At 42.1% G+C, this 12198-nt stretch carries 13 protein-coding genes; 11 read left to right on the top strand and 2 right to left on the bottom strand.

Annotation, left to right across the window (positions count from 1 at the left end; genetic code table 11):
• Nucleotides 1-60: 60 nt before the first annotated feature.
• The 9 genes from nifS (at nt 61) to DWV68_RS11530 (ending at nt 7431) form a co-directional block, all read left to right on the top strand.
• The gene (gene nifS, locus DWV68_RS11570) at nt 61-1239 is read left to right on the top strand and encodes a cysteine desulfurase NifS (protein WP_118638929.1); all 1179 of its coding nucleotides are present in this window, start codon (nt 61-63) and stop codon (nt 1237-1239) included.
• Between the two features lie 24 nt (nt 1240-1263).
• The gene (nifU, locus tag DWV68_RS11565) at nt 1264-1701 is read left to right on the top strand and encodes a Fe-S cluster assembly scaffold protein NifU (protein WP_022242477.1); all 438 of its coding nucleotides are present in this window, start codon (nt 1264-1266) and stop codon (nt 1699-1701) included.
• Between the two features lie 78 nt (nt 1702-1779).
• Nucleotides 1780-2214, top strand: a complete 435-nt coding sequence (locus DWV68_RS11560) for an RrF2 family transcriptional regulator (RefSeq protein WP_117698181.1) — start codon at nt 1780-1782, stop codon at nt 2212-2214.
• Between the two features lie 154 nt (nt 2215-2368).
• Nucleotides 2369-3301 (top strand): cysteine synthase A, encoded by a 933-nt coding sequence (gene cysK, locus DWV68_RS11555; RefSeq protein WP_118665858.1) that lies wholly within the window; start codon nt 2369-2371, stop codon nt 3299-3301.
• Between the two features lie 74 nt (nt 3302-3375).
• Nucleotides 3376-4683: an O-acetylhomoserine aminocarboxypropyltransferase/cysteine synthase family protein gene (locus DWV68_RS11550; RefSeq protein WP_022242480.1), complete on the top strand. Its 1308-nt coding sequence runs from the start codon at nt 3376-3378 to the stop codon at nt 4681-4683.
• An 80-nt stretch (nt 4684-4763) separates the two neighbouring features.
• Nucleotides 4764-5594 (top strand): polysaccharide deacetylase family protein, encoded by an 831-nt coding sequence (locus DWV68_RS11545; RefSeq protein WP_118665856.1) that lies wholly within the window; start codon nt 4764-4766, stop codon nt 5592-5594.
• A gap of 83 nt (nt 5595-5677) precedes the next feature.
• Nucleotides 5678-6043 carry a CidA/LrgA family protein gene (locus DWV68_RS11540; protein ID WP_117698178.1) on the top strand — a complete coding sequence of 122 codons (366 nt, stop codon included), beginning with the start codon at nt 5678-5680 and terminating at the stop codon, nt 6041-6043.
• Nucleotides 6036-6728, top strand: coding sequence for an LrgB family protein (locus DWV68_RS11535; RefSeq protein ID WP_117840840.1), 693 nt, complete (start codon nt 6036-6038; stop codon nt 6726-6728). The genes DWV68_RS11540 and DWV68_RS11535 overlap by 8 nt, the downstream gene beginning before the upstream one ends.
• A 46-nt stretch (nt 6729-6774) precedes the next feature.
• On the top strand, nt 6775-7431 hold the full coding sequence (locus DWV68_RS11530; protein WP_118665854.1) for a FadR/GntR family transcriptional regulator: 657 nt from the start codon (nt 6775-6777) through the stop codon (nt 7429-7431).
• A 176-nt stretch (nt 7432-7607) separates the two neighbouring features.
• Here the strand turns inward: DWV68_RS11530 and DWV68_RS11525 are convergent, their stop codons facing one another.
• Nucleotides 7608-8114: a flavin reductase gene (locus tag DWV68_RS11525; RefSeq protein ID WP_117840842.1), complete on the bottom strand. Its 507-nt coding sequence runs from the start codon at nt 8112-8114 to the stop codon at nt 7608-7610.
• A 111-nt stretch (nt 8115-8225) separates the two neighbouring features.
• Nucleotides 8226-9488, bottom strand: coding sequence for a peptidoglycan-binding protein (locus DWV68_RS11520; RefSeq protein ID WP_117698174.1), 1263 nt, complete (start codon nt 9486-9488; stop codon nt 8226-8228).
• An 89-nt stretch (nt 9489-9577) separates the two neighbouring features.
• On the opposite strand from DWV68_RS11520, the gene truA reads away from it, so the two are divergent.
• Both truA and recJ read left to right on the top strand, forming a co-directional pair.
• A complete protein-coding gene (truA, locus tag DWV68_RS11515; RefSeq protein WP_117840843.1) occupies nt 9578-10318 on the top strand; it encodes a tRNA pseudouridine(38-40) synthase TruA in 741 nt (246 codons plus the stop codon).
• 19 nt (nt 10319-10337) lie between these two features.
• Entirely contained in the window at nt 10338-12098 is a 1761-nt protein-coding gene (gene recJ, locus DWV68_RS11510) for a single-stranded-DNA-specific exonuclease RecJ (RefSeq protein WP_118665852.1), read from the top strand.
• Nucleotides 12099-12198: the final 100 nt, after the last annotated feature.

The raw sequence follows: 12198 nt of genomic DNA, 5'->3' as shown, positions 1-12198 counted from the left end.
AATTACTTGGAAATAGGACGAAAATAGCTGATAAAGCAAATTGATAAAGGAGGAAAACCGATGGAATTAATCTATCTGGACAATGCGGCAACAACAAGAACGGACGAGCGGGTAGTGGAGGCAATGCTCCCTTATTTTACCCGGTATTATGGAAATGCATCTACCATTTATGCATTAGGTGAGGAAAGCCGCAAGGCAGTAACAAGGGCCAGAGATATTATTGCAGCAGGAATCGGTGCGAAACCGGAAGAAATATATTTTACGGCAGGTGGAAGTGAATCTGATAACTGGGCACTGAAAGCAACAGCAGAAGCTTATAAAGAAAAAGGAAAACATATCATCACCAGTAAGATTGAGCATCATGCAATTCTTCATACCTGTGAATGGTTGGAAAGACAGGGCTTTGAGGTAACTTATCTTGATGTGGATGAGAATGGACGTATCAATCCGGCAGATGTAGAAGCTGCAATCCGTCCGGATACCATTCTGATTTCTATTATGTTTGCCAACAATGAAATCGGTACCATCGAGCCGATTGCAGAGATTGGTGCAATTGCCAAGGCACATGGAGTTTTATTCCATACTGATGCAGTACAGGCATTTGGTCAGGAGCCGATCCAGGTAGATGAAATGAATATTGATATGTTAAGCAGCAGTGGCCATAAATTAAACGGACCAAAGGGAATCGGTTTCCTCTATATCAGAAAAGGTGTAAAAATCCGCTCCTTTGTACATGGTGGTGCGCAGGAGAGAAAGAGAAGAGCCGGAACGGAAAATGTACCGGGAATCGTAGGTTTCGGTAAAGCTGCAGAGTTGGCATTTGCTTCCATGGAAGAGCGTACTGCAAGAGAAAGAGAATTGAGAGATTACATGATTTCCCGTTTTGAAAAGGAAATCCCATATGTGAAAATCAATGGAGACAGAGAGCATCGTCTTGCCAATAATGTCAATGCATGCTTCCGTTTTGTGGAGGGAGAATCCATGCTGATTATGTTAGATATGAAGGGGATTTGTGCATCCTCCGGTTCAGCATGTACTTCCGGTTCCTTAGACCCGTCTCATGTATTGCTGGCAATTGGTCTGCCACATGAGATTGCACATGGCTCACTCCGCCTGACTTTAGGCGCAGATACCACCAAAGAGCAGATTGACACCACGGTAGACGCAATCAAAGAGATTGTTGCACATTTACGTAGCATGTCACCGTTATACGAAGATTTTGTAAAGAACCAGCAGTAATAGAGAAGAAAAGGAGTAACGATTATGTATAGTGAAAAAGTTATGGATCATTTTCAGAATCCGAGAAATGTAGGGGAGATTGAAAATGCCAGCGGAGTAGGAACAGTAGGAAATGCAAAATGCGGTGATATCATGCGAATCTATCTTGATATTGATGATAATGGTGTGATTCAGGACTGTAAGTTTAAGACCTTTGGCTGTGGTGCTGCAGTTGCAACCAGCAGTATGGCAACAGAACTGGTAAAGGGAAAGACCGTACAGGAAGCATTACTTGTAACCAATAAAGCAGTAATGGAAGCATTAGACGGACTTCCACCGGTTAAAGTGCATTGTTCCCTTCTGGCAGAAGAAGGTATTCATGCTGCACTTTGGGATTATGCTGAGAAGAATGGCATTGTCATTGAAGGCTTAAAGAAGCCGAAGAACGACATCTCTGAGGGTGAAGAAGAGGAAGAATATTAAAAACAACATATCCCTATTGACATAGTAGGAAAAAAGGAATATACTGTACCCATAGACAAATAGAAATGGAGGTACAGTATGAAGATTTCAACAAAGGGACGTTATGCTGTCCGACTTCTTCTTGATATAGCAATGAATGATGAAGTTGAACCGGTACGTCTTAAAGATGTTGCGGAACGTCAGGATATTTCCATGAAATACTTGGAACAGATTATTTCTACACTGGTACGGGCAGGGTTTGTTAAGAGCATCAGAGGCCCCCAGGGAGGATATCGTTTATCAAAGACACCGAAGGAATATACGATAGGGATGATATTACGTCAGGTAGAAGGAAGTCTTGCACCGGTATCGTGTCTTGAGGATGATGTGAACACCTGTGAGCGTCAGTCAGAATGTGTAACACTTCGTATCTGGAAAGAATTAAACGATGCGATTAAGAGTGTAGTAGACAAGTATACGTTAGAGGATTTGATGGAATGGCAGCAGGATATCAGCAGCGATTATGTCATTTAAATGGACGAGGTCGATGTGTACCAATGAAACAAAATATTTTAAATAATTTATTTGAAAAAAGTCTTGACAATTGGTACACATCGTTTTATATTATACTTAATCCATATCAAACAGATAGGAAATATATGAATTTAGGGAAAAGGAGATTATTATCATGGCAAACATTTATAAAGGAACATTAGGACTGATTGGAAATACACCATTAATCGAGGCAGTTAATTTAGAAAAGGCATATAACTTAGAAGCAAAATTACTTTTCAAACTCGAATATTTCAATCCGGCAGGAAGCGTAAAGGACCGTATTGCAAAAGCAATGATTGAAGATGCAGAAGCAAAAGGACAGTTAAAAGAAGGTTCTGTTATCATCGAGCCGACATCCGGAAATACAGGAATTGGTCTTGCAGCACTTGCAGCAGCCAAGGGATACCGTATCATTCTTACTATGCCGGAATCCATGAGTGTTGAACGTAGAAACATCTTAAAGGCTTACGGTGCAGAAATTGTTCTGACAGAAGCAAGCAAAGGAATGAAAGGTGCAATTGCAAAAGCGGATGAACTTGCAAAAGAGATTCCAAACAGCTTTATTCCGGGACAGTTTGTAAACCCTGCAAATCCAAAAGTACACAAAGAGACAACAGGACCGGAAATCTGGAAAGATACGGACGGAGCAGTAGACATCTTCGTAGCAGGAGTTGGTACAGGTGGAACCGTAACAGGAACTGGTGAATACTTAAAAGAGCAGAAAGCAGATGTTAAAGTTGTAGCAGTAGAGCCGGCATCTTCACCGGTATTATCCGAAGGTAAGAGTGGAGCACATAAGATTCAGGGTATCGGTGCAGGATTCGTACCGGATGTATTAAACACCAAAGTATATGATGAGGTATTTCCGGTAGAGAACGAAGATGCTTTCCGTGTGGCAAAAGAAATTGCACACAAAGAGGGCGTATTAGTAGGAATTTCTTCCGGAGCAGCAGCTTATGCAGCAATTGAACTGGCAAAGAGACCTGAAAATAAAGGAAAAACAATTGTAGCTTTATTACCGGACAATGGAGACAGATATTATTCAACAGCTTTATTTACAGAGTAATTTGCAGTAGAATAGAAAAAATCTGATGTAACATCAGAGTGACAGAAATAAATAACAGAACGGAGAAAAAGAAGATGAGCACAAAGAAAAGCAGAGCAGAACGTAATTTAAAATTTGAAACTTTACAGTTACATGTAGGACAGGAAAATCCGGATCCGGTGACAGATGCAAGAGCAGTCCCTATTTATCAGACATCATCCTATGTATTCCGCAACAGCGACCATGCGGAAGCAAGATTTGGTCTTGCAGATGCAGGAAATATTTATGGAAGACTTACGAATCCGACAGAAGATGTATTTGAGAAGAGAATTGCAGCATTAGAGGGTGGAGTTGCAGCGTTGGCAGTAGCATCTGGAGCAGCAGCAATTACTTATACGATTGAAAATCTTGCACAGAATGGTGACCATATTGTAGCTGCAAAGAATATCTATGGTGGTTCTTATAACCTGTTGGAGCATACACTTCCACAGTACGGCATTACAACAACCTTCGTTGAGCCGGAGCCGGAAGCATTTGAAGCAGCAATCAAAGACAATACAAAAGCTTTATATATTGAGACATTAGGAAATCCTAACTCAGACGTAGCTGATATTGAAGCCATCGCAAAAGTAGCACATGCACACAAGATTCCATTAGTCGTAGATAACACTTTTGCAACACCTTATCTGGTTCGTCCGATTGAGTATGGCGCAGACATCGTGGTACATTCTGCAACAAAATTCATTGGTGGACACGGAACAACAATTGGTGGAGTTATCGTAGACAGCGGAAAATTTGATTGGGAGGCAAGTGGAAAATTTGCATCTTTAACTGAGCCAAATCCAAGTTATCATGGCATCAGCTTTACCAAGGCAGTAGGACCGGCAGCATTTGTAACCAAGATTCGTGCAATCTTACTTCGTGATACCGGAGCAACTTTATCTCCGTTCCATGCATTTATCTTCTTACAGGGATTAGAGACATTATCCTTAAGAGTAGAACGTCATGTACAGAATGCATTGAAGGTAGTAGAGTTCTTAAATAACCATCCACAGGTGGAGCGTGTAAATCATCCTGCAGTAAGTACAGATCCAAAGCAGCAGGAATTATATAAGAAATACTTCCCGAACGGTGGCGGTTCTATTTTTACCTTTGAAATCAAAGGTGATGACAGAAAGGCAAAAGATTTCATCGACAATCTGGAAATCTTCTCCTTACTGGCAAATGTTGCAGATGTAAAATCCCTGGTGATTCATCCTGCATCAACCACACATTCCCAGCTTAGCGCAGAAGAATTAGAAGAGCAGGGAATCAAACCGAATACCATCCGCCTTTCTATCGGAACAGAAAATATCGACGATATTATTGAAGACTTAGAGGAAGCATTCAAGGCAGTAGAGTAAATGACTGAAAGAACTAAAATGAAAAGCATGAGATAAAAGAAGTCTCATATACTTTAGAAAGAGTATATGAGGCTTTTTTTATGAAAAAATGGAAAAGGATACTGGCAGTGGCGGTAATGCTGGCATTGGTATTTTGTGCAGGCCGTGGGAGTGCAGTGCTGGTAAAAAACTGGCAGAATGGCGACTTACTGGGAGTAAATGCAGTGGCATTTACAACAGAGAACTGGGGACTTGGATTTGGTGAATCGGGGACACAGCCAACCGGAAATGCCACACCGGAAGAATTGCGGAAATATAATACATATTTTATTGGTAATGGCGATGATAAGGTGATTTACCTGACCTTTGACTGCGGCTATGAGAATGGAAATACGGAGAAGATACTGGAAGCATTGAAAAAGCATGATGTAAAGGCAACCTTCTTTGTGGTAGGGCATTTTTTAGAGACCAGCCCGGATCTCGTAAATAAAATGGTGGAAGAAGGTCATACTGTAGGAAACCATACTTATCATCACCCGGATATGTCAGAAATTGCAGATGTATCGTCATTTCAAAAGGAAGTTGAGGATGTCAAGTCACTTTATGAAGAGATTACAGACAAGGAGATGGTAAAATTTTACCGGCCGCCTCAGGGAAAATACAGTGAGTCAAATCTGAAAATGGCAAAAGAATTAGGCTATTATACTTTTTTCTGGAGTCTTGCCTATGTGGACTGGGATCCGGATAATCAGCCAACAAAAGAAGAGGCCTTTGAAAAACTCACCGGACGTATTCATCCGGGAGCTGTTGTGCTGCTGCACAATACTTCGAAGACCAATGGTGAAATATTAGATGAACTACTTACAAAGTGGGAAGAGATGGGCTACCATTTTGGTACTCTGGATGAGTTAATCGCTGCTTCTAATTCTTAGAAAAAATTCTTAAATAAAACTTGTCTTTTTACTTCTTTTGTATTATACTCTTTGATTGGTAATACCAATCGGAGGATTTAGAAATGAAGTATTTTAGACAGTTTTTTTTAATTTTGGCAATTTCTTTTGCTGGAGAAATTCTGCATATGGTGCTGCCATTACCGGTTCCTGCAAGCATTTACGGACTGGTGTTAATGCTGCTTGCTCTGGTAACGGGTATCGTTAAGATAGAACAGGTGAAGGACACTGCGATATTCTTAATTGAAATTATGCCGGTGATGTTTATTCCGGCAGCAGTAGGACTTCTGGACTCCTGGAGCGTTCTGCGTCCGACTATTGTGCCGGTGATTGTCATTACAGTACTTACGACGATTATTGTTATGGTCGTGACCGGAAGAGTGACACAGAATGTGATACGAAAGGGAAGGGAGAAAGAAGAAAATGAATAATTTTGCAGGAGATACCCTTTTCTTTGGTGTAGTAATCAGTCTCATTGGATATGAAATCGGAGCACTGTTAAAGCGTAAATTAAAGCTGGCGCTGTTTAATCCACTTTTGATTTCTATTATTTTTGTTATGGTTGTATTAAGTGTAGGCAGGATTGACTATGACAGTTATTATGAAGGAGCAAAGTATTTAAGCTATCTTTTAACCCCGGCAACGGTATGTCTTGCTGTTCCGTTGTATGAGCAGCTGGAATTGTTAAAAAAACATAAAAGTGCCATTGTAGCAGGAATTATATCCGGTGTCATTGCAAGTGTGGGAAGTGTGCTTCTTTTTGCGGTGATATTTCATCTGAATCATGAGGAATATGTAACCCTTCTGCCAAAATCCATTACCACAGCAATTGGAATGGGAGTATCTGAAGAACTTGGAGGAATCGTAACGATTACGGTGGCAGTAATTATCATTACCGGAGTCTTGGGAAATATGATTGCAGAAGTGGTATGCCGTGTATTTCATATAGAAGAGCCGGTGGCAAAAGGACTGGCACTCGGTACTTCCGCCCATGCAATCGGAACCGCCCGGGCCATGGAAATGGGAGAAGTAGAAGGAGCAATGAGCAGCCTTGCCATTGCAGTAGCAGGACTTCTGACAGTAGCAGCAGCAACTGTATTTGCTAATTTTTATTGATGTATTTATGATACAATAATTTTGCAAGGGATGAAAGGAGATTCAGATGAAGGACAGAGAGTATAAGAGGGTAATGGCATTCGTAAAAGATGGAATACGGAGTGGGGAGTTTCAGGTAGGCAGCAAGCTGCCAACAGAACGTGAAATGGCAGAAACACTTGGTATGTCACGTCCATCTATCCGGGAAGCATTAAAGAGTATGGAGAATATCGGATTGATTGAAAGCCAGCAGGGCTCCGGCAATTATATCTGCTGCAACATGGAAAAAAGCCTTTCAGAAGTAATTAATATGATGCTGCTATTGCAGCAGATAGATAAGGATGAGCTTGCAGAGGCACGCTGCCTTTTAGAACATGCGATAGGTCTTCTGGCAGCTAAAAACATGAGTAAACAGGATATTGCGGAGTTAAAAGCACTGGCAGAATCTATGCAGAATGCTGACCAGCAGAGAAGTTATGAGATTGACCGGGAGTTCCATCAGAAATTAATATTAGGTTCCGGCAACCGCTTCATGATTACGATTATGCAGGTATTTTCAGAAATTTATAAGGAAAGTATCCGAAAAGGCTGGGAAAATGCAGATGCCGAGAAATTTGAAAAAATGTGGAAGCTTCATGTAGAAATTGCAGAAGCAATTGAAACGGGAGATCAGAGAAAAATCGATGCTGCCGTACAGGCACATTATGATATTATTCATAAGTAAAATGATGGTAAAAAAATGCCCGGCAGTGGTTCCTTTTTAGATGAGTCTGAAAAGAACCATTGCCGGGCTTTTTACGCGAGTAGCGAGAAAAATCGCATGCTTGCATGCAGATTTGGCGAGCATCGCGATAACTGTAGAAACTTGCAAATCATGTTTCCTATGGTTACGCGAGTAGCTTAGCGGGCAAGTACTTCTAAGATTTCACCTACATACATGGTGTGAAGGTTGCCATCGGCATACCAGCTGCTTTCGATAGAAGAATCAATAAACTGGTCCGGAGTCATCTTTGTGGCAGATAATTTGCGGCAGATGAAGACCAGATTTCCTTCGTCAATATAGGGTGTGTCCTTGCAGTAATCAAGATGCATTCTTGCATTCTCAATTTTATTTTCATCACGTCCGGAAACAGCTCCAAGATATTTTAAAGCTCCTTTATTGGACTCATCTAAAAAGGTCAGTGAAAATGTCTCTCCATTATCAATAAATTCTTTGGTATAGCGTGTATCTCTTACAAAGATGTAGACAACATTTTTGCCCCAGAGGACACCAACACCGCCCCAGCTTGCAGTCATTGTATTTGCTTTCTTCTCATCACCTGCTGTGATTAACATCCATTCTTTGCCGATTTTAGTAAACGGATTCATTTCCACGAGGTCAATTGGATATGGTTGAAATGTATGCATTATTTTTCCCTCCAGTAAATTCGTAATATGCATTTAGTATAGCATTGTATTTTCATAATTACTATGGGTTTGTGGTAAAAAGAATTCCCGAAAAGGTTTAAGTTATGAAATTTATTGATACAATTCTGCAATTCTGGAAACTGCCACATAAATTTCGGAAATACGGTACCAGGTACGGAAATCCACAATTCCGGTAACCGGAAGCCCAAAGATGGACTGGAATTTTTCTACGGCAGCTTTGGTGGCAGGACCATAAATGCCATCCACGGTAATAGTCGGAAGCGCAGGATAGTTACGTGCAATCCGGTTCAGCTGCTCTTGCAGCATCCGCACCTTATCCCCGGTAGAACCAATCTCAAGGTTGCTGCCCGGCCAGGAAGCAGGTACACCACTGATTTCATCCGCCGTGTTGATATACATACTGCTGCCGTAATAGTAGCGCAGAATCTCAATGGTGGAATATCCCTGGTCGGCTAAGTATTTCGACCCCCACTGAGTCATCCAGTTCGGGCAGCTTACCCGCTGCCCGTCACAGTACTGTGTCAGAATCGGCTGGCGGACGTTCGGACGGGAAAGGTAGCTGTTAAACATCTCATCGACGATATTGGAAATGTTGGAAAAGATGTTTCTGCCGTAGACAAATTTGTGGTCAAAGGCGGTGGAAGAAGTAATGGTAAAATCATAGCCTTTGTTCCGGTACCACTCCGTATACACCCGGTTCAGGGTAAAGGACATAATCGCTAAAATATTTGCACGGAGAGCTGCATCCGGCCAGGTAGCATAGATTTCGCTGGAGGCAACATTTTTGATGTAATCCCGGTAGCGGACATAGTAGTCGTTGGCGGAAGAATCGCTTGGCGGTCCGTCATGGACAATAACATATTCCGGGATGACAACACGGCTTAAGACAATTTCGCCGCTTTCATTCATCGGCTTGATTTCATCCTCTGGGATTTTCGGCGGAAAATTCCCATAGAGAGTGTTGGCAGTAATAACAATATTTCGTTCCGGGGGATTTTCCACGGTGGCAGTTTCCATCCGGACATTTTGGATGGAAGTTTTATCCGGCAGAACGGAGATTCCGGAAATGTTGATGGGACGGTAGCCGGACGCATTTACCTGAATGGTATATTCCGAGTAAGGCTGGAATTCAGAAGGTTCCATGCTATATTCTAAGGGGGGAGCCGGCAGTTCAACTGCTGCAGTCTGACCGGAAATGTCAGTTGATAGTTCTTCAATGATTTCAGTAGGATTTCCCGTATAGGAAAGACGGATGGAGGCATCTTTAATAGGGAAAAAGCCACGCTCTGTGGTGACATGAATCCGCAGTTGCCCCATGTCCGTGGTTTTTTGCATATAAGAAAGGTTTGACATATGGAAACCTCATGATATTTATTCCATAAAGTATATGCCGGAATGGAGAAAAACGTGTTATACTGTTGCATAATGAATGGAGAAATAACATGACAAATTATAAAATGATATTGCAATACGATGGCAGCAGATACAGCGGATGGCAGGTGCAGGGAAATACGGAGCAGACCATTCAGGGAAAGCTGCAGTCGGTATTGGAGAAAATGACAGGAGAAGAAATAGAGATACATGGCTCCGGAAGAACGGATGCGGGCGTGCATGCCATGGGACAGGTGGCAAATTTTAAACTTCAGAGTGCATATGAACCGGAAGAGATAAAGAGGTACTGCAACCAGTATCTGCCGGAGGATATTGTGGTATTGGAGGTATCCGAAGTACCACTCCGGTTTCACAGCAGATTAAACGCAGTAAAAAAGACTTATTGCTATCGCATTTTTTTAGGAGAGAAGCCGGATGTATTCCGGAGAAAATATGTAACACCGGTGGCAGAAAACCTGAATATTAACAAAATGAAGGCAGCGGCGGAAGTGCTGATTGGAACCCACGATTTTACTTCTTTTTGCGGCAACCGTCATTTCAAAAAATCGGCAGTACGGACGATTTATGAGATTCGCTTGGAAGAGAAAAAGGATGAACTTGACATTTCTTTTACCGGAAATGGATTTTTACAGAACATGGTGCGAATCCTTACCGGAACACTGTTAGAAGTTGGAACGGGAAAGCGGGAAGTTCGTGAGATGAAAGAAATATTAGAGGGCAGAAACCGCAGTCTGGCAGGACCAATGGCAGCAGCAAAGGGACTGGTGCTCATAAATGTGGAATATGAATAGATAAGGCAGAGAAAGCTTCATGGAGAAATGGATTGAAATCAGAAAAGGCGGCAATTTCATGGAAATGGCAAAGAAATATGGAATTGACCCACTGATTGCCCGGATTATAAGAAACCGGGATATAATAGATGAAAAAGAAATTACAGAATATTTGTATGGTGGAAAAGAGGCATTACATAATCCTCATTTATTAAAGGATGTGGATAAAGCTGCAGAAATTATTGCAGAGGGCATTGCAGGGAAAAAGGCCATGCGTATCATTGGTGATTATGATATTGATGGTGTCAATGCAACCTATATTTTGTTAGAGGGAATCCGCCGGTGCGGCGGCAATGTGGATGCTGCAATCCCGAACCGGATGAAAGATGGTTATGGAATCAATGAGCATTTAATCGAGCAGGCATTGTCCGATGGAAAAGAATTTTTGATTACCTGTGACAATGGAATTGCTGCAATCAACGAGATTAATTTTGCAAAGGAAAAAGGAATGACCGTTGTGGTAACAGACCACCATGAGATTCCTTATCGTAATACAGAACAGGGAAAGGGATTTCTACGGAGCAATGCGGATGCCATTGTAAATCCCAAGCAGGCGGATTGTCCGTATCCCTGCAAAGGAATCTGCGGAGCAGTAGTGGCGTGGAAGCTGGTGCAGGTGCTTTATGAGAGAATGGATATTCCGGTGGAAGAAGCGGATATTTTTATTGAAAATGCAGGCTTTGCAACGGTGGGGGATGTCATGGACTTAACCGGAGAGAACCGTATTTTGGTAAAGCTTGGGTTAAAAGCGTTAGAGCATACGAAGAATCCCGGAATGAAAGCGTTGATTGCAAAAAACAAGCTTTCTGACAAGCCGTTGAGTGCATATCATATCGGCTTTGTATTGGGGCCATGTATCAATGCCAGCGGCAGACTGGATACGGCAAAACGTTCCCTGGAGCTGCTGCTTGAGCGGGATGAAGTAAAGGCTTCTGCACTGGCAGGCGAATTGGTGGAGCTTAACGAAAGCCGGAAATATATGACACAGCAGGAGACACAGAAGGCATTGGAACAGATTGAAAAGGAAGACCGGGAAAAAGATAAAGTATTAGTGGTTTACCTTCCGGAATGCCATGAGAGCCTTGCTGGAATCATTGCCGGAAGAATCCGGGAAGCCTATCAGAGACCGGTATTTGTACTGACCAGAGGAGAAGAAGGAGTCAAAGGCTCCGGTCGTTCCATCGAAGCCTATTCCATGTTTGATAAAATGACGGAAGTGGCGGAGCTGTTTACAAAATACGGCGGACATCCTATGGCAGCAGGACTTTCCATGCGGGAAGAAGATATTGATAAATTGCGGGAACAGCTTAATCAGAAGGCAGAACTTTCTGAAGAAGATATGGCAGAGGTGGTAAGGCTGGATGCGGTGCTTCCGATGTCCTATTTTACGGTAGATACCATCCGGCAGTTAAGTGTGCTGGAGCCTTGCGGAAAGTCCAATACCAGACCGGTATTTGCAGACCGTAATATTAAGATTACGAGAGCCGGTATAGTGGGCGTAAACCGGAATGTGTTAAAGCTTCATTTGTTGGATTCAAAGGGGAATCCGGTGGCAGGAGTCTATTTTGGAGAAGTGGAAAAATTTCTTACATTTCTCAGTGAAAAGTTTGGCAGTGAAGAAGTGGATGCAGCTATGCATGGAAAAGAAAACAGCATACAGTTTGCAGCCGTTTATGAGCCGGCAGTGGACACTTACAGTGGAAGAGAAAGTGTGCAGGCAATAATACGGCGTTTTAGGTAAAACTTTAGGGATTTAAGAAAAATTTAATAGAGTATTATGTTTTTTGTAGGGCACTTCGGTTGTAAAAAACGCAGAATCATTGTAAAATATAAGGGATTTA

This window comes from Roseburia sp. AF12-17LB (assembly GCF_003479605.1).
Taxonomy (GTDB): domain Bacteria; phylum Bacillota; class Clostridia; order Lachnospirales; family Lachnospiraceae; genus Roseburia_C; species Roseburia_C amylophila.
Note: the sequence above shows the minus strand (reverse complement) of the source record. Positions and strands in the feature narration are given on the sequence as shown.